At 74.3% G+C, this 17009-nt stretch carries 14 protein-coding genes and 1 pseudogene; 2 read left to right on the top strand and 13 right to left on the bottom strand.

Annotated features, from left to right (window positions below; translation table 11 throughout):
- Positions 1–5: 5 nt before the first annotated feature.
- Positions 6–773 (top strand): annotated as a pseudogene (locus BIV23_RS47555) (creatininase family protein); the annotation flags it as partial.
- Here the strand turns inward: BIV23_RS47555 and BIV23_RS52695 are convergent.
- The 5 genes from BIV23_RS52695 to BIV23_RS38090 all read right to left on the bottom strand — a co-directional run bounded on the left by BIV23_RS52695 (position 659) and on the right by BIV23_RS38090 (position 5686).
- Complete coding sequence (locus tag BIV23_RS52695) at positions 659–1834, bottom strand: lysylphosphatidylglycerol synthase transmembrane domain-containing protein (RefSeq protein ID WP_071385554.1); 1176 nt, start codon at positions 1832–1834, stop codon at positions 659–661. The pseudogene BIV23_RS47555 and the gene BIV23_RS52695 overlap by 115 nt on opposite strands.
- Positions 1831–2973, bottom strand: a complete 1143-nt coding sequence (locus BIV23_RS38075; RefSeq protein WP_245790837.1) for a class I SAM-dependent methyltransferase — start codon at positions 2971–2973, stop codon at positions 1831–1833. The genes BIV23_RS52695 and BIV23_RS38075 overlap by 4 nt, the downstream gene beginning before the upstream one ends.
- Positions 2970–4172, bottom strand: coding sequence for a glycosyltransferase family 4 protein (locus tag BIV23_RS38080; protein WP_425443568.1), 1203 nt, complete (start codon positions 4170–4172; stop codon positions 2970–2972). Before BIV23_RS38080 ends, BIV23_RS38075 begins: the two co-directional genes overlap by 4 nt.
- A gap of 14 nt (positions 4173–4186) precedes the next feature.
- Positions 4187–4585, bottom strand: a complete 399-nt coding sequence (locus tag BIV23_RS38085) for a 6-pyruvoyl trahydropterin synthase family protein (RefSeq protein WP_071385555.1) — start codon at positions 4583–4585, stop codon at positions 4187–4189.
- Between the two features lie 111 nt (positions 4586–4696).
- On the bottom strand, positions 4697–5686 hold the full coding sequence (locus BIV23_RS38090) for a zinc-dependent alcohol dehydrogenase (protein ID WP_071385556.1): 990 nt from the start codon (positions 5684–5686) through the stop codon (positions 4697–4699).
- 107 nt (positions 5687–5793) lie between these two features.
- Between BIV23_RS38090 and BIV23_RS38095 the strand changes: the two genes are divergently transcribed.
- Entirely contained in the window at positions 5794–6561 is a 768-nt protein-coding gene (locus tag BIV23_RS38095; protein ID WP_071385557.1) for a CDP-alcohol phosphatidyltransferase family protein, read from the top strand.
- A gap of 67 nt (positions 6562–6628) precedes the next feature.
- On the opposite strand, the gene BIV23_RS38100 is transcribed toward BIV23_RS38095, so the two are convergent.
- From BIV23_RS38100 to BIV23_RS38135, 8 genes are all read right to left on the bottom strand, one after another.
- On the bottom strand, positions 6629–7333 hold the full coding sequence (locus tag BIV23_RS38100) for a YcnI family copper-binding membrane protein (protein WP_071385578.1): 705 nt from the start codon (positions 7331–7333) through the stop codon (positions 6629–6631).
- Between the two features lie 767 nt (positions 7334–8100).
- A complete protein-coding gene (locus BIV23_RS38105; protein WP_071385558.1) occupies positions 8101–9801 on the bottom strand; it encodes an ABC transporter permease subunit in 1701 nt (566 codons plus the stop codon).
- A gap of 5 nt (positions 9802–9806) precedes the next feature.
- Positions 9807–11303, bottom strand: a complete 1497-nt coding sequence (locus BIV23_RS38110; RefSeq protein WP_071385559.1) for an ABC transporter substrate-binding protein — start codon at positions 11301–11303, stop codon at positions 9807–9809.
- Positions 11304–11326: 23 nt separating this feature from the next.
- Positions 11327–11857, bottom strand: a complete 531-nt coding sequence (locus BIV23_RS38115) for a GNAT family N-acetyltransferase (RefSeq protein WP_245790838.1) — start codon at positions 11855–11857, stop codon at positions 11327–11329.
- 113 nt (positions 11858–11970) lie between these two features.
- Complete coding sequence (locus BIV23_RS38120) at positions 11971–13335, bottom strand: GH1 family beta-glucosidase (RefSeq protein ID WP_071385561.1); 1365 nt, start codon at positions 13333–13335, stop codon at positions 11971–11973.
- Positions 13336–13373: 38 nt separating this feature from the next.
- Entirely contained in the window at positions 13374–14213 is an 840-nt protein-coding gene (locus BIV23_RS38125; RefSeq protein WP_071385562.1) for a carbohydrate ABC transporter permease, read from the bottom strand.
- A gap of 13 nt (positions 14214–14226) precedes the next feature.
- Complete coding sequence (locus BIV23_RS38130; protein WP_071385579.1) at positions 14227–15237, bottom strand: carbohydrate ABC transporter permease; 1011 nt, start codon at positions 15235–15237, stop codon at positions 14227–14229.
- Between the two features lie 8 nt (positions 15238–15245).
- Positions 15246–16562, bottom strand: coding sequence for an extracellular solute-binding protein (locus BIV23_RS38135; RefSeq protein ID WP_071385563.1), 1317 nt, complete (start codon positions 16560–16562; stop codon positions 15246–15248).
- Positions 16563–17009 lie beyond the last annotated feature (447 nt).

A 17009-nucleotide genomic window follows, 5' to 3' on the forward strand; every position in this document is an offset into this window, starting at 1 on the left:
AAAAGATGAGTGGTTCGGGCGTGCGGGCGGCGGCACATGCGGGGATGCGCGGGATGCACGGCGTGCTGCCGGCGGACACCACGCAGGACGTACGGGCGCGGGGGGCGGGCGTCCCGGCACAGGTCGGCGTCCTTCCCGTCGGCAGTTTCGAGCAGCACGGGCCCTTCCTTCCGCTGGCGACCGACACGCTGGTCGCGTGTGCCGTGGCGCGGGAGATCGCGGCCGCGTACCCGGTGCACCTCCTGCCTCCGGTGACGATTTCCTGCTCGCACGAGCACGCCGGCTGGCCGGGGACCGTCAGCATCTCCGCCGTGACCCTCCACGCGGTGGTCGCGGACATCGCGGATTCGCTGCGCCGCGGCGGGGTCGGCACGCTCGTCGTGGTCAACGGGCACGGCGGCAACTACGTCCTCGGCAACGTCGTGCAGGAGGCGTCCGCGCGCGGTGAGCGGATGGCGCTGTTCCCGGCCGCCGAGGACTGGGAGAAGGCCCGGGAGCGGGCGGGGGTGGAGACCTCGCTGCTCTCCGACATGCACGCCGGGGAAATCGAGACCTCGATTCTTCTGCACGCTCATCCCGAATTCGTCCGCCCTGGTCACGAGTCCGCCGATTTCCTCGCCGACGACCGTCGTCGTCTGCTCACCGTGGGAATGTCCGCCTATACCGAATCGGGTGTCATCGGCCGTCCTTCCCTGGGGTCGGCGGAAAAGGGGAAGGAACTGCTGGCGAGCCTCGCGGATTCCTTCTCCGCGGTGTTCGCACTGTTCACCGCGTCCGACGGCGGCGGGGACGCGGCGACCGTACGGGGATAGCCGCGCAGCCCGGCGTACCAGCGGGCGACGAGGACGACGGCGCCGGGCAGGCTCGCCACGAAGCTGAGCACGCCGTACACCACGGCGACGGCGACCCCGCTGCCCGCGCCGAGCCCCGCGGCCCCGAACGCCCAGGCGGTGACGCCCTCGCGGGGGCCGAAGCCGCCGATGTTCAGCGGCAGTCCCATGGCGACGAGCGCCAGGACGGCGAGCGGGACCAGCACGGCCACGGAGGCGGCGGAGCCGGCGACCCGGGCCGCGACGACGAACATCGCCAGATGCCCGGCGAGGACGAGGGCCGAGGACAGCGCGACCCCGGGCCCGGCCTGCCGGGACAGCAGCCCCTGCCGGGCCTCGTCGAGGCTCGTGCGCAGCGCGGTCCGGCGCCGGCCGGGGGCGCGGTTCATGCGGACGGCGAGGACGACGGCGAGGATGCCGGCGCCGGCCAGGGCGGCGAGCGGGGCGGCGGCGCGGACGTCGTCGCGGACCGGCGAGGGCAGGACCAGCAGGGCCGCCGCGCCGAACACGGCCAGCGCGATCTGTCCCGCCACCCGCTCCAGCACCACTGCCTTCACGCCGCGCCGCAGGTCACCGGCGCTCTGCCCGTGCCGCACCGCGCGGTGCACGTCGCCCAGGATCCCGCCGGGCAGAGCCGCGTTCAGGAACAGCGCACGGTAGTAGTCGGCGACGGCGGGCCCGAAGGGCAGCCGGATCCGCAGGCCCCGGGCCACCAACTGCCAGCGCCAGGCGCTCAGTACGGTGGTGACCGCGCCGATACCGAGGGCGGCGAGGACGGCCCCGGTATCGATCCGGCGCAGCCCGTCGAGCAGCGCGCCGGTGCCCAGCCGCCACAGCAGCGCGCCGAGGATGACGACACCGGCGGCGGTCCCGAGGTGCGTGCGCAGCGCACGGCCGTCGAGGCGCCGCGAGCCGACGGCGGGCGTGGCGGCGGGAGCGGGGGCGGGTGCCTCGTCGTCCGCCGGTCCGGCGCCCGCGGGGTACGCGGTCGCCCGCGCCGTCATGAGGCGCCGTCCGTCGGGCGGGGCAGGGCCAGCAGGTCGCTGTGGTGGACGACCACCCGCAGCTCACCGGCGGACGAGGCGGCGAGCCGGTCGCGCAGGTAGCGTGCCGCGAGCTCGGCGAGGTCGGGGCGCTGCTCCACGGCCGCACCCACCCAGCCGCGCAGCCACTGTTCGGTCAGCGCGGCCTGTTCGGGTCCGAGGTGCCACGGGCTCGGGTGCACGCGGACGCTCGCGCCGCGCGCGGCGAACGCCTCGCGGGCCACGGTGACCGCGTCCGGGCCGAGCAGGTCCGCGCGCCGCTGGTGGGCGTTGAACGCCTCGGCGATCTCGGCGTCCAGCGGGTCGTGCGGGGTGAGTTCGACGCGTCCGGCGACGGACAGCGTCAGCAGCGCGGGGCACCCGGCGCCGGTGCACGCGTCGGCGAGGGCGACGATCTCCTCGCGGGTGAGGACGTCGAGCAGTGCGGAGGCGGTGACCAGCGAGGCGCCGCTCAGCGCGTCGGGGGTCAGCCGGGCCACGTCCCCGCGTCGGGTCTCGACGGTGACGCGGCTGCCGTCGGCGGCGGAGCGCGGGGAGGCCACGGCGGCGAAGTGCAGCAGATAGGGGTCGCGGTCGTGCAGGATCCAGTGCTGGGCACCGTCGAGGCGGGGTGCGAGCCAGCGGCCCATCGAGCCGGTGCCGCAGCCGAGGTCGTGCACGGCCAGGGCGCCGGTGCGGCCGGGCAGGTCCGCCAGCCCGATCCGCAGCGGGTCCAGCAGGTCCCGCGCACGGGCGGTCGCGTCGGCGCTCTCCCGCAGGTGCAGCCACTCGGGCGCGTACCGGGGCGGTTCGTCGGGCTCGTCGTCCCGCAGCCGTACGGTGGCCCGCTCGCCCGGACGGCCGACGGGACCGGCGCCGGGGACGACCGACGGCACCGAGTCGGCCGCGGCGGCCGCGGGCCCCAGGTCGACAGCGCCCGTACCTGCCACCGTCGCACCGGCCGTCGTCGGACGGGGCTCGCCGGACGCCTCGCCGTCGGTCTCTCCGCGCGGCACGGACTCCACCTCGCTCTCACTCCCCCGCGGCAACCGCGTTCCCCTGGGCCCCGGTTGGGCCGGGACCGCGGCGGCCTCGTCCGTCACGGTGTCGCGTGCCGTCATGCCGCCCTCCCCGGGGTCTCGGGGAGGCGGCCGAGGACCGCGGCCAGGCTGCGGGCGGTGGCGGCCCAGCCGTCGAGCGCGGCGCGCCGGGCGCGGGCCGCGGCCTTGAGCCGGCGGCGTACGTCGGGCTCACCGAACCAGCCGCGCAGTTCGGCGGCGAGCGCGCCGGGGTCCTCCGGCGGGACGAGGATGCCGGGCACCCCGCCGTCGGGGGCGCGGCCGACCGCCTCGGGCACGCCGCCGACGTCGGTGGCGAGCACCGGGATGCCACGGGCGAGCGCCTCGGTCACCGCCATGCCGTAGGTCTCGGCGTACGACGTCAGGACCATCAGGTCGGCGGCGGCGTAGGCGGCGTCGAGGCCGGCGCCGGAGCGCGGTCCGGTCAGGTGCAGCCGGTCGGTGAGGCCGTGCCGGGCGATCAGTTCCCGCAACTGTGCGACGTAGGCGGGGTCGTGGACGAGTCCGCCGACGCACTCGCAGGTCCACGGCAGGTCGCGCACCGCCGCGAGGGCCTCCACGAGCCGGTGCTGGCCCTTGCGCGGGGTCACCGCGGCGACGCACAGCAGCCGGGAGACGCCGTCGGTGCCGGGTGCGAGGGGCGCGATGTCGGCGCCGGGCGGGGCGGCGTGGACCCGGTCGGGGGCGAGGCCGTGGTGGGAGACGAGCCGGCGCACGGCCCAGTCGCTGGTGGCGACGACGGCGGGTACGGCGCGCAGCACGGCTCGTTCGCGGGCGTCGAGGTCGGCGGCGGCCCGCGGGTCGCGGCCGGTCTCGTCGCCGAGCGGCAGATGCACCAGCACCGCGAGGCGCAGGCGTCCGGACTCCGGGGTGACGATCTCGGGTACGCCGCAGGCGACGAGTCCGTCGAGCAGGACGATCGCGTCGTCCGGCAGCTCCCGCAGGGTGCGGGCGAGTGCCTCGCGGGCGGTGCGGTCGGGGCGGGGCCAGGCGCCGGCGGCGATGTGCCGGGTGACCTGCCAGCCGAAGCCGGGCAGGTCGAGGCAGAGCCGGCGGTCGTAGGCGTTGCCGCCGCTGGGCGCGGCCGGGTCGTCGACGCCGGCCGGCATGACGAAGTGCACGGTGCGCAGGGACATGGGGATGATTCCGGCGTGCTGCTCGGCTGCGGTGGGCTGCGCGGGCACGTAGGAGAGCCGCGCCCGCCGAACGGCCGCACCGGTGATGCCGGCCGTATCGGTGATGTCGGTCCTGTCGGTCACAGGGCACGCTCGTAACTCGCCCAGGCGATGTGCGACTCGTGGAGGGTGACGGAGACGGCGGCGATCCCCTTGGCTCCTTCGCCGAGGTTGCCCTTGTGGACGCGTTCGGCGAGCCGGTCGGCGATGACCTTGGCGAGGTACTCGGTGGAGGTGTTGACGCCGGCGAAGTCGGGTTCGTCGTCGAGGTTGCGGTAGTTCAGCTCGGCCGTGATCAGGCGCAGTTCCTGGGTGGCGAGGCCGATGTCGACCACGATGTTGTCCTGGTCCAACTGCTGGCGGCGGAAGGTGGCGTCCACGAGGAACGTGGCGCCGTGCAGTTTCTGCGCGGGTCCGAACACCTCGCCGCGGAAGCTGTGGGCGATCATGATGTGATCGCGGACGGTGATGCTGAACAACGGACGACCCTCCAGGTGCGGCGCGTCTGGTCCCCCGGACCGTGCCTGCCCGGGGATGACGTCTAGTACGGCTCTTCGCTTCCCCGTGTTCAGCCCTCTCTCACTCTTTTCTCAGGTCAGACCGGCCTCGGCGTACCGGATGCGGTGGCACAGGGCCGGGATGTCGCCGGTGGCGAGCCGCGGCATGACGTCGGGAAGTTGCTCGAACCCGCTCTCCCCCGTGATGAGCGCGTCCAGGGCCGGGTCGGCGAGCAGGTCGAGGGCGAGGGCCATCCGGTCGGCGTAACCGCGGCCGGGGCGGGCGGCCGGGGAGACCGTGCCGACCTGGCTGCTGCGCACGGTGAGCCGGCGGGAGTGGAAGGCCTCGCCGAGCGGCAGGCTCACGCGCCGGTCGCCGTACCAGCTCAGCTCCACGACGGTGCCGTCGGGTGCGAGGAGTTCCAGGGCGCGGGTGAGGCCGGCCTCGCTGGCGCTGGCGTGGACGACGAGGTCGCAGTCGCCGAGGGCGCCGTCGGGGGTCGCGAAGTCGACGCCGAGGGCCTCGGCGGTCTTCGCGCGGGCCGGGTCGGCGTCGACGAGCTGGAGGCGGATGCCGGGGAAGCGGGCGAGCAGGGCGGCCACCGAGCAGCCGACCATGCCGCCGCCGACCACGGCGATCCGGTCGCCGATCAGCGGCGAGGCGTCCCACAGGGCGTTGACGGCGGTCTCGACGGTCCCGGCGAGCACGGCCCGTGCGGCGGGCACGGAATCGGGTACGACGGTGACGGCGTTCACCGGGACGACGTAACGGCTCTGGTGCGGGTACAGGCAGAAGACCGTACGTCCGATCAGGTCGGCCGGGCCCTGCTCGACCGTGCCGACGCTGAGGTAGCCGTACTTCACCGGGCCCGGGAAGTCGCCCTCCTGGAACGGCGCCCGCATCACGGCGTGTTGGCCGGGCGGCACCTGGCCGCGGAAGACCAGCGTCTCGGTGCCGCGGCTCACTCCGGAGTACAGCGCGCGTACGAGGACCTCGCCCTCGGCGGGCTCCGCGAGGGTGACGTCGCGCAGTTCTCCGTGGCCGGGCGAGCGCAGCCAGAACGCGCGGGCCGAGCGGTTCATCGGCATCCTCCTGAACAGTGGGCACGTTGTTCACGTACCGAGAAGTGCACAGGCCGCGCACAGTACGCGGCGTTGATCGACTCTGTCACTCGGCCGGAGGGTGTGCGGTGGCCCTGAACAACACGTATGACGCGAGGCTCCAGCAGGAGACCGCTGTGGGAGCGGGCGTACAGATCCTGCTGCTGGCCCTGCTCGGCACGGCCATAGGCATGGGGCCGGCCGGCTGGCTGACGGGGCTGGCGTTCGCGTTCGCCACCTGGGCCGTGCTGGCCCGCGCCCTGCACCGCTCCCGCCTGCGCTCCTTCGGCCCGGCGAACCGGGTCACGCTCGGCCGCGCGACCCTGGTGGGCGGGGTGACCGCGCTGGTCGCGGACTCCTTCGAGAGCTCGCCGCCGGTGACGGTGCTGGTCGGCCTGACCGCCGTCGCCCTGCTCCTGGACGGCGTCGACGGCAAGGTGGCCCGCCACACGGGGACGTCGACGGCCCTCGGGGCGCGCTTCGACATGGAGGTCGACGCGTTCCTGATCCTGGTGCTGAGCGTCTACGTCTCGACGCAACTGGGCGCGTGGGTGCTGCTGATCGGCGGCATGCGGTACGCGTTCGTCGCGGCCGCGCGCCTCGCTCCCTGGCTGAACGCCCCGCTGCCGCCCTCCTTCGCCCGCAAGACGGTGGCCGCGGTGCAGGGCATCGCCCTCCTGGTGGCGGGCGCCGAGCTGCTGCCGCACCTGGCGAACCTCGCGATCGTCCTGCTGGCGCTGGGCTCCCTGGTGTGGTCCTTCGGGCGCGACGTGCACGGGCTGTGGCGTACCTCGCGTACGCCGCTGCGGGTGCCGGCCGAGGCCCCGGTGCTGGAGCTGGAGCTGGCCGCGCGCTGAGCGACGGCGGAGTGGACGAAGGGCCCGGACCGGGAACGCCGGTCCGGGCCCTTCGTCCTGCTCGCGGCTATCGGCGCGGCTGCCGGCTCCGTACGAGCGCGAAGGCCGCGGCGGCGAGGCCGAGGGCGCCGACGACCAGTCCGGCGATGCCGAGTCCGCGGGCCGTGGAGTCGGCGGAGTCGGCGGCCCGGGTGGTGGCGGCGCTCTTGGCGGGGGTGGCCGCACCGGTGTCACCGGCCGTCAGCTTGAGCGCGGGCGCCGGGTTCTCCGGGGCGTTGCCGGCGGTGGGCTCCTCGATCCAGCGGACGACCTTGCCGTCGGAGTACGTCTGGAGTGTCTTGAAGACCAACTGTCCCGTGTCGGAGGGGAGTTGGCCGAAGGCGACATCGAAGTCCTCGTACTGCCCGGCGCCGATCCGCCCGCCGGTGAAGGTGATCTCGGAGGCGGCCTCGGTGATGGTGCCGTCGTCGGTCTTGACCGGCGTCTTCAGCTTGGCCGTGGTGACCTTGGCGGTCCAGCCGTCCTGCGGGTGGACGAGGACGCCGAGGACGGGGTGGTCGGTGGGCAGGAAGACCTGCACCTTGGTGGTGGAGGCGGTGTCCTCCTCGTTGGGCACGCGGAAGGTGAGGACGCCGTCGGTGGCGCCCTTGGCGTAGCTGTCGGGGTGGACGGTGACGTGCGCGGAGGCGGCACCGGCGGCGAGGAGCACGGTGGCGGCGGCACCGGCGACGACGGTCGCGGCGCGGCGCAGGGCCGGACGTGTGGCGGACATGATGGATCGGTCTCCGTACGGGTGACGTGGGTGAAGGGGTCGGATCGGGTACGGGACCGGGATCGGGGGGCCGCGCCGGCTGACCGCGTGCCGCAGCGGGGTACGGCGCGGCGGGGCGGGCTCGGCCGGGAGGCACGGGGTGTGCGGGGCCGGGGCGGGCAGCGGGGCGTCACGCCACCAGGCGGCGAGGCCGGGGACGAGGCCGGCGGTGCGGCGCAGCAACGACCACAGGGCGGCCTCGCCGCGCCGCAGCCACCAGGCGGCGGCGAGCGCGGCGAGGAGATGGGCGGCGGTGGCGTGAGCGGTGGTGTGCGCGGGCACCGTCGCGTGGGCGTGTGCCGCGTCGGCCATGGCGGCGCCGTGCATGAGGGCCATGGCGTGGCCCGGCGCCCCCTCGGGTCCGCTGCTGCCGTGGGCGGTGTCGAAGCCGGTGTGCAGGGCGGCCTGGGTGGCCAGCGTGGTGGTGCCGATGCCGGTGAGGGAGCGTTCGCGGGCGCCGAGGATCCAGCCGAGCGTGAACACCGCGGCGAATCCGGCCGCGTCGGCCCACAGGGGCGGCATGGCCCCCATGGCGAGTCCGTGCCCGGCGGCGGCGAGCAGCACGCACACCGCGGCGAACACCGCGGCACGCAGACCTCTCACCACCGGCGACGCACTCATGGTGAGGCAGTCTCCCACGGTCGGGTGATACATGGGGCGGGGGCGTCGTGTTCAGTCGGGTGCGCCTGGAGGCGTCGTTCGGCGATGCTCGTAGGCGGTGCGCCCGCTCACCGGGGTGCGGCGCGCGCCGGGCGTCGTACGGCCGCCGCCGAGGTGACGGCGAGCGCGCCGAGGACGGCGAGGACGGCGGCGGGGGCGAGGACCGTCCAGGGGGCGCGCTCGGCGTAGGGCTGGTTCTCGGCGAGGAGGTGGCCCCACTCGGGGGACGGCGGCTGGGCGCCGAGGCCGAGGAAGCCGAGCGAGGCGAGGGCGAGGGCGGTGCCGGGCAGCCGGAGCAGGGCGTGCCGGGCGACGGGCGGGACGACGGCGGGCAGGAGTTCGTGGCGCAGCAGGTACCAGCGGCCGGCGCCGAGGGCGCGGGTGGCGGTGAGGTGCGGGGCGGCGCGCTCCTGGCGCAGGAGGGCGCAGGTGTGGGTGGCGAGGGGGGCCCAGGCCACGGCGGCGACGGCGAGCGCGGGGGTGGCCGGGCCGCCGCCCGCGACGGCGGTGACGAGGAGCGCGGCGAGGACCGGCGGTACGGCGTTGACGGTGTCGGCGAGCGGCCCGGACAGCCGGGGCAGCAGTCCGAGCAGCAGCCCGGCCAGCAGGCTGCCGACGCTGAGCGCGAGGGCGAGCAGCAGGGTGTCGAGGGCACCGTGGGCGATGCGGGCGAGCAGGTCGCGGCCGAGCGCGTCGGTGCCGAACGGGTGGGCGGCGCCGGGGGGTTGGAGGCGGGCGGCGGTGTCGAGGGCGAGCGGGTCGCGGGGCAGGCCGGCGGCGAGGACGGCCAGCAGTACTGCGGCGAGGAGGAGCGGCGTCGTGGCCCGCGCGGGCGCGCCGGCCGGGTGCAGCGCGGGTACGGCCCCGTCCGTGAGGGCGGGTCCGACGACCAGGCGTACGCCGAGCCGGGCGGCGCCGGCGGCCAGCGCGGCGAGGAGCACCAGGCAGAGGGTGCCGGTCTGGAGGACGGGCAGGTCCTGGGCGAGGGCCGCCTGGAGGGTGGTGCGGCCGAGGCCGGGGATGTCGAAGACCTGCTCGACGGCGACGGCGCCGCCGGTCATGCCGACGACGAAGAGGGCGGTGCCCGGCAGCAGTCCGGGCAGGACGCGCCGGACCGCCTGCCGGGCGATCGAGCGGGCGGGCAGTCCGCGCGCGCGGGCGGCCCGCACCCAGGGTTCGGCGAAGGCGCCGGGCAGCTGGTCGTCGAGGAGCCGGCCGAGGACGGCGCCCACGGGCAGGCCGAGGGCGAGGGCGGGCAGCACGGTGTGGCGCGGCCCGTACCAGCCGAGGGCGGGCAGCCAGCCGAGCTGGACGCCGACGACGGTGGCGAGCACGGAGGCGGTGAGGAACTCCGGGAGCGTGGCGAGCATGGCGGAGCCGGCGCCGCCGGACCGGCCGCCGCGGTACAGGGTGCGGGCGCAGACGACGGCCGCGGTGCACAGCGCGACGGCCAGGGCGACGGCCATCAGCAGCAGGGAGGCGCCGAGCGCGCGGAGCACGACCGGTCCGACGTCGGCGCCGGAGAGCCAGGACCGCCCGGCGTCCCCGCGCACCAGTCCGCCGAGCCAGCGCCCGAGCAGGAGCAACGGCCCGTCGTCCAGGCGCAGTTGATGTCGGATGGCGGCGAGCACCTCGGGGTCGGGGTCCCGGTCCCGGGCGCGGGCCTTGAGGACGGTGAGCGCGGGATCGGTACGGGTCAGCCAGGGCAGCAGCCCGATCCCGCACACCAGGGCCCCGGCGAGCGAGGCCCGCCACAGCATGCTGCGCATGCCGCTCAGCGCCGGGTGCCGGTGCCGACGAGGGTGCGCTCGTAGGGGTCGAGGCGCACCCCCTCGACCGTGCCGGAGACGCCGGTGACGACGCGCTGGTGGACCAGCGGTACGACGGTGTCGGTACCGAGGATCGCCGCCTCGGCGCGCAGTGCGGCGGTCCGCCGCCCGGCGGGGTCGGCGGTGCGTTCGGCGGCGGCCACGGCCCGGTCTACGGCGCGGTCGCACAGCAGGGCCAGGTTGTAGCCGCCGTCGCAGGTGTAGTCGCTCGCCAGGACGGCGACGGGGTCACCGGTGTCGACGAGGCTGTTGCGGGCGAGGACGAACGCGTCGAACTTCCCGTCGAGGGCGTCGCCCTCCAGTCGCCCGTACTCGCGCACGACGAGCTTCACCCGGAAGCCCGCCTTCTCCAGCTGCTGCTTCAACACCTGGGCGACTTCGGGGAGTTCGGGCCGGTTGTCATAGGTGGCGAGGGTGACGACTGTTCCGTCGGGCCGCCTCGCGGCGGCCCGGCCTGCGGGCTTGAGGTGCTTGCCCTCGGCCCAGGTGACGGCGGGCCCGTAGATCCCGGCCCCGCGGTCGGCGTGGCCCTCGTACACACCGCGCGCGAGGCCGGAGGTGTCGACGGCGGCGCGGGCGGCGGCCCGCAGGCCGGCGTCGCGCAGCGGCCCGGAGCGGGAGTTGAGCAGCAGGCTGGTCGTGCGCGTGGTGGCGGTCTCCCGCCGGGTTCCCGGCGCCAGGGTGGCGGCCTGGGCGACGGGCACGGCCTCGGCCAGGTCGGCGTCGCCGCTGCGCAGGGCGTTGGTGCGGGCGGTGCCGTCGGCGACGAAGCGGACATCGATGCCGCCGGCCCGGGCGCGCCCGCCCCAGTAGCCGTCGTAGCGGTCGAGGGTGGCGGAGACGGTGCCGTTCACCTTCTTCAGGACGAACGGCCCGGTGCCGCTGCCCACCGGGTCGACGGCGCCCTTGCGGGCGTACGCCGTGGCGGACAGGACGGCGAGGCCGGGGCTGGACAGCCGCAGGGGCAGGATCGGGTCGGGCCGCCCGGTGGTGACACGCAGCCGGCGGGCGTCCACCGCCCGGGCGGTCAGCTCGACACCGGACAGGGCGGCCGGGGCGGGCCGGGCCGCGGCGGCGCGGGCGAGGGAGGCGGCGACGGCCCGTGCGGTGACGTCGGTGCCGTCGTGGAAGGTGGCCTCGCGCAGGGTGAACAGCCAGCTTCGGTCGCCCTCCTGCCGCCAGGAGGTGGCGAGGGCGGGCGCGGCGGCGCCGTCGCCGTCGAGCGCCGTCAGCCCCTCGGTGACGCCGAGCCGGGTGAGGATGGTGCCGTCGGCACCGTACGGGGAGAGCCGCTCGGCGGGCGGGAAGGCGAGCGCGACGCGCAGCCGGGCGCCGCCGCCGGTGCCGCCGACGCGGTCGGCGCCTGCGCCGGGGGCGAAGCAGCCTGCCAGCAAGGGGGTGAGAAGAAGGGCGGCGAGCAGCCGGGGACGCGGGAGAGACATGATCCTCGGTTCGTTACGGTTCGTCATGGTGCGGTGTGGACGGGCAGCTCGAAGTGCACGAGGCTCTGCGGGCGTTCGGGGTCCGCCCGCTCGTCGTGGACGGGCTTCCCGAGCGACCGCCAGAACGCCTCGGCGCCGGGCACGGCAGGATCGGTGTGCAGATACACGGCCCGGTACCCGCCGTCCGCCGCGGCGAAGTCCAGGAGCCGCTCGACCAGTTGCCGCGCGATCCCCCGCCTGCGGTGCGCGGGCCGTACGTACACCCGGCGCAACTGCGCGGTCGGCCCCGACGGATACCGCTCGGCCAGCCACCGCGGATTCGGCGGCCACGCGGGGCCCCGCGCGTCGAGCGCCCCGGTCCCGACGACCTCCCCCGCCCCGTCTACCGCGACGAACAGCGCGTGCCGCACGGGTACGAGGTAGGCCCCGGCGGGATCGACGATGTCGGCGTGCCAACGGGGCACGTATCCGGTCCCGAGGTCCCGGTAGACGGTGTCGAGCATGACGGAGCGGGCGCCGTCCACGTCGGCGGGGGTTGCGGGCCTGATGCTCATGGAATGCACTTGCATACTATATGCATTAAGCAGGGGGTTCCCGCCCGGCTCGGGCGGGGAGCCGGTGGGCACGGACTCCCGCATCCGCGCCCACCGGCCGTACGGGGGCCGGGTCAGGCGGCCCGGCGGGTCCGGCCCCGGTGGACGCGGACGATGTCCGCGTACCGGTGGCCGCTGCCCTTGATGGTGCGCACCTGGGTGCGGTAGTCGACGTGGACCAGGCCGAAGCGCTTGGCGTAGCCGTACGCCCACTCGAAGTTGTCCAGCAGGGACCAGGCGAAGTAGCCGGCGAGCGGGGCGCCCTTGCGGGCGGCGGCGGCGCAGGCGGCGAGGTGCTGCTCCAGATAGGCCTGGCGCTCGGGGTCGTCGACGCTGCCGTCGGGGCGGACCAGGTCCTCGAAGGCCGAGCCGTTCTCGGTGACGTAGATCTTCCGGGCCCCGTAGTCCTCGGTCAGCCGGAGCAGCAGCGTCTCGATGCCGCCGGCGTCGATCTCCCAGTCCATGCCGGTACGCGCGACCCCCTCGCGGCGCACGGCACGGACATACGGCGCCGGGCCGTCGGGGGCGTCGGCGACGTAGGCCGGGAAGTAGTAGTTCAGGCCGAGCCAGTCCAGTGGCGCGGCGATGGTCCCCACGTCACCCGCGCGGGCGGGGAGTTCGACGCCGTAGGTGTCGACCATGTCGGCGGGGAAGCCGCGGCCGTGCACCGGGTCGAGCCACCAGCGGTTGACGTGGCCGTCCTGGCGGTGGGCCGCCGCCACGTCCTCGGGACGGTCGGTGGCCGGGTGGATGGTGGAGAGGTTGTTGACGATACCGATCCGGGCGCCGGGCGCGGCGGCCCGCACCGCCCGGGCGGCGAGGCCGTGGCCGAGGAGCAGGTGGTACGAGGCCCGTACGGCGGCGGTCAGATCGGTCCAGCCCGGGGCCATCTTGCCCTCCAGGTGGCCGATCCAGGCCGAGCAGGAGGGCTCGTTGAGGGTCGCCCAGAGCTGCACGCGGTCGCCGAGGCGGCCGGCGACCGCCGAGGCGTACTCGGCGAACGCGAAGGCCGTGTCCCGCTCGGGCCAGCCGCCGCGGTCCTGGAGCGTCTGCGGCAGGTCCCAGTGGTAGAGCGTGACGGACGGCGTGATGCCCGCCTCCAGCAGCGCGTCCACCAACTCGTCGTAGAACGCGAGGCCCTTGGGGTTGACCGGGCCCGTCCCGGCGGGCATGACGCGCGGCCAGGCGACGGACAACCGGTAGGCGTCGACCCCGAGTTGCCGCATCAGGGCGATGTCCTCGCGCCAGCGGTGGTAGTGGTCGCAGGCGACGTCGCCGGTGTCGCCGTTCGCGGTCCTCCCCGGGGTGTGGGAGAAGGTGTCCCAGATCGAGGGCGCCCGGCCGTCCTCGGCGACGGCCCCCTCGATCTGGTACGCCGCGGTCGCCGTGCCCCACAGGAAGTCGGGCGGGAAGGCGGCGAGGTCGATGCGTTCGGACACGGAAGTCCCTTCGGAATGCAAGGAATGCGAGAGACCGGTCACTTGACGGCGCCCGCCGTCAGACCGGCGACGAGATAGCGCTGGAGCAGCAGGAACCCGGCCACCACGGGCACACTGACGACCAGCGAGGCGGCCATGATCTGGTTCCAGTAGACGTCGTAGAGGGTGGAGTAGCCCTGGAGGCCGACGGCGAGGGTGCGGGTGGTGTCGTCGGTCATCACGGACGCGAAGAGCACCTCGCCCCACGCGGTCATGAAGGCGTAGACCGCGACCGCGACGATGCCGGGGACCGCGGCCGGTACGACGATGCGCAGCAGCGCGCCGAGCGGGCCGCAGCCGTCGACCAGCGCCGCCTCGTCCAGATCGCGCGGCACCGAGTCGAAGTAGCCGATCAGCATCCAGATGGAGAAGGGGAGCGAGAACGTCAGATACGTCAGGATCAGGCCGCCGCGGGACCCGAACAGGGCGATGCCGGTGGCGTTGCCTATGTTGACGTAGAGCAGGAACAGCGGGAGCAGGAAGAGGATGCCCGGAAGCATCTGCGTCGACAGCACGGTCACCGTGAACACGCGCTTGCCGCGGAAGTCGTAGCGGCTGACGGCGTAGGCGGCGAACACCGCGATGACCACCGAGCAGACGGTCGCCGCGGCCGACACGATCAGCGAGTTCACGAAGTAGCGGGCGAGCGGGACGGTCGACCAGATGTCGATGTACGGCCGGATCGTCAGCCCGCTGGGCAGCCAGCGGAACGTCCCGGTGACGTCCGCGAGCGGTTTGAGCGAGCTGGAGACCATCACGTACACCGGGACCAGCACGAAGCCGGTGAGCAGCGTGAGGAAGATCCGCCGGGCCCACAGGAACGAACGCGGGGGTGCCATGGGCGAGTTGAGGCTAGCCACGGGCGGGCCTCCGTCCGCGCGAGGTGATCAGCAGGTACCCGCCCGTCACGACGAGCAGGAAGAGCAGCAGCAGGACGGACATCGCGGAGCCGGTGCCGAAGTTCCAGGTGACGAAGGACGCCTGGTAGATGTGGACCGAGATGAGGTCGGCGGCGGCCGGGGCGGACTTGCCGAACAGGACGTACGGCGTGTTGAAGTCGTTGAACGTCCACAGGAACAGCACCAGGACGAGCACCTGGTTGACCGGGCGCAGCGAGGGCAGGGTGATGCGGCGGACCTGCTGCCACACCCCGGCGCCGTCCAGCGCGGCGGCCTCGTACAGCTCCCGTGGGATGTTCTGGAGTCCGGCCGTCACGATGAGGAAGGCGAACGGCCAGCCCTTCCACACCGACACGGTCAGCAGGGCGTAGAAGCTGTTGTCGCCGATGAGCCAGAAGGAGCGCTGGTCGGTGAGGTGGAGCTGGTCGTGCAGGACGTGGTTCACCAGGCCGTTGTCGTGCTGGAACATGAACACCCAGGTGATGACGGCCGCGTAGACGGGCAGCGCGTACGGCACCAGGAACAGGGTGCGCAGCAGCCCGCGGCCGCGGAAGGCGTCCTGCATGAAGACGGCGGCGGCGGTGCCGATCAGCCAGCACAGGGCGACCGAGAGCAGGGTGAAGCCGACGGTGACGAGGAAGGAGTGCAGCAGGGCCTTGCCGACGGGGGCGTCGAAGTTCACCGACACCTTGTAGTTGCCGAGGCCGGACCAGGGGGCGGTGCCCCAGTCGCGGATGGAGAACTGGGTGAGTTCCCTGAAGCTCATCACGATGCCGACAGCCATCGGCACGAGATGGACGAGCAGTTCGAGCACGAGCGCGGGCAGCAGGAGCAGATAGGGCAGAGCGGCGCGGCGGATCCGCCCGGTGCCGCGGCGGGGTTCGCGCGCCGCGGCGCCCGGGGGTGGCTCGCGCAGCGTCTCCGCGGAGGCGGTGGCCGTCGTCGTCGGCGTAGGCGTCGTCATCGTCTCGCTCACGCCGCCGGCATCTGCTGCTGGGCCTTCTCCAGCTCGGCCTTGACCGAGCCGGTGGTCACCGCGCGGCCGGCGGCGGCGTCGGCGAACAGGTTCTTGACGGCCGTACCGACTGTCGTCTCGAACTGCGACTCGGAGGGGACCTGCGGCATCGCGGCCGCGGACGCGGAGAGGGTGCTCTTCAGCACCGTGTCGGCCGGGGTGGCGAACGCGGCGTCCGCCTGCGCGGACGTGACGGGCGGGATGGAGCTGTAGGCCTTGTTGAGGATCTTCTGCTCCGCGTCGGAGGTCATGAACCTCACGAACCGCGTGGCGCCGTCGAGGTTGTGGGTGTTCTTGAAGACGGCCAGGTTGATGCCCATGAAGGCCGAGTCGACCTGGGTGCCGCTGCCGGGCGTACCGGAGATCACGGGCACCGGCGCGATGCCGTAGGAGTCGGCGCTCATGCCCTGGGACGTGAGGTTGGAGGCGGCCGACTGCCACAGCAGCATGGCCTGCCTGCCCTTGGCGAAGTCGCTGACGGACTGGTTCTGCGCGTACTCGGCGTCGCCGGTCGGGATGGCCTTGTCCGTGGCCATCAGGTCGACGTAGCTCTTGACCGCGTCGACCACCTGGGGAGCGGTGAAGTCGGGTTTGCCGTCGGGGGTGAAGAAGGCGGCGCCGCGCTGCTGGGCGAAGACGAAGACGTGGTGGATGTTCTCCGAGGGGTTCGCGCCCTCGGCCCCGAGCGCGGCCTTGCCCCTCGCGTCGATCTTCTTGCCGTCGGCGACCAACTCGCCCCAGGTGGCCGGTGGTTGCGAGATACCGGCGTCGGCGAAGATCTTCTTGTTGTAGTAGAGGGCGTACGCCATCGAGTACAGCGGGATCGCGGCCGGGTCCTTGCCCCGGACGCCGGTCGAGTCGAGCGCGGCGGCGGCGAACCGGTCCTTGCCGCCGATCTTCGCGAGGTTCTCGGCGTCCCACGGCAGCAGCGCGCCGGTCGCCTGGAGCGAGGCGCTCCAGGTGTTGCCGATGTTCAGCACGTCCGGGCCCTGGCCGGAGGTGGTGGCGGTGAGGATCCGGTTGAGCAGGTCGGACCAGGGCACGACCTCCAGCTTGACCTTGATGCCGGTCTGCTTCTGGAACTTGTCGAGCTCGGGCCCCAGCACCCGCTGGTCGACGGCGATGCTGGCGCCCTGGTTGGAGGCCCAGTACGTCAGCGTCTTCGGGGAGTCGTTCGACCCGCCCCCGGTCGCGGAACCGCCGCCGCAGGCCGTGGCCGCGAGGGCGAGAGACAGGGCGACGGCGCCGGTGGCCCCGGCTCGGATTCTGCGCATGGCTCCTGGTGTCCCTTTCCGGGGGTCGAACCCCGAGGCCGCCGCCGGGAGCCGGCGTCACACGACGTCGCCTTCCGCCCCCGAAAGCTCCTCATGGCTTAATTTAGGACGTGAGTTAAACCTCGGAAACGGCGTCCGTCAAGGGGTTGGGCACGGGTGGGCGCAGTCGTGATGAAGTCGTTCGCCGGGAGGGGGTGTTGATGGTGGTCGGGGTGTTGGGGTGGTGGAGGTGTTGGGGGTGGCGGGCGGGGCCGAGGCGGTGGGACCGGGACCGCAGGGGCCGGACCCCGGACCCGGGGCTCCTGGGAGCCCAGGGCCCCGGGGGCCGGGGAGTCCGGTGGTCCGCTACCGGGTGGGGGCGGGTGCCGTGTCCGGCCGTGGTGCCGGGGCGTAGCCGGTGGGGCGGGCGGTGAAGGTGCCCCGGCCCTGGGTGCGGCTGCGCAACCG

Origin of the sequence: Streptomyces monashensis (assembly GCF_001866665.1) — a bacterium.
Taxonomy (GTDB): domain Bacteria; phylum Actinomycetota; class Actinomycetes; order Streptomycetales; family Streptomycetaceae; genus Streptomyces; species Streptomyces monashensis.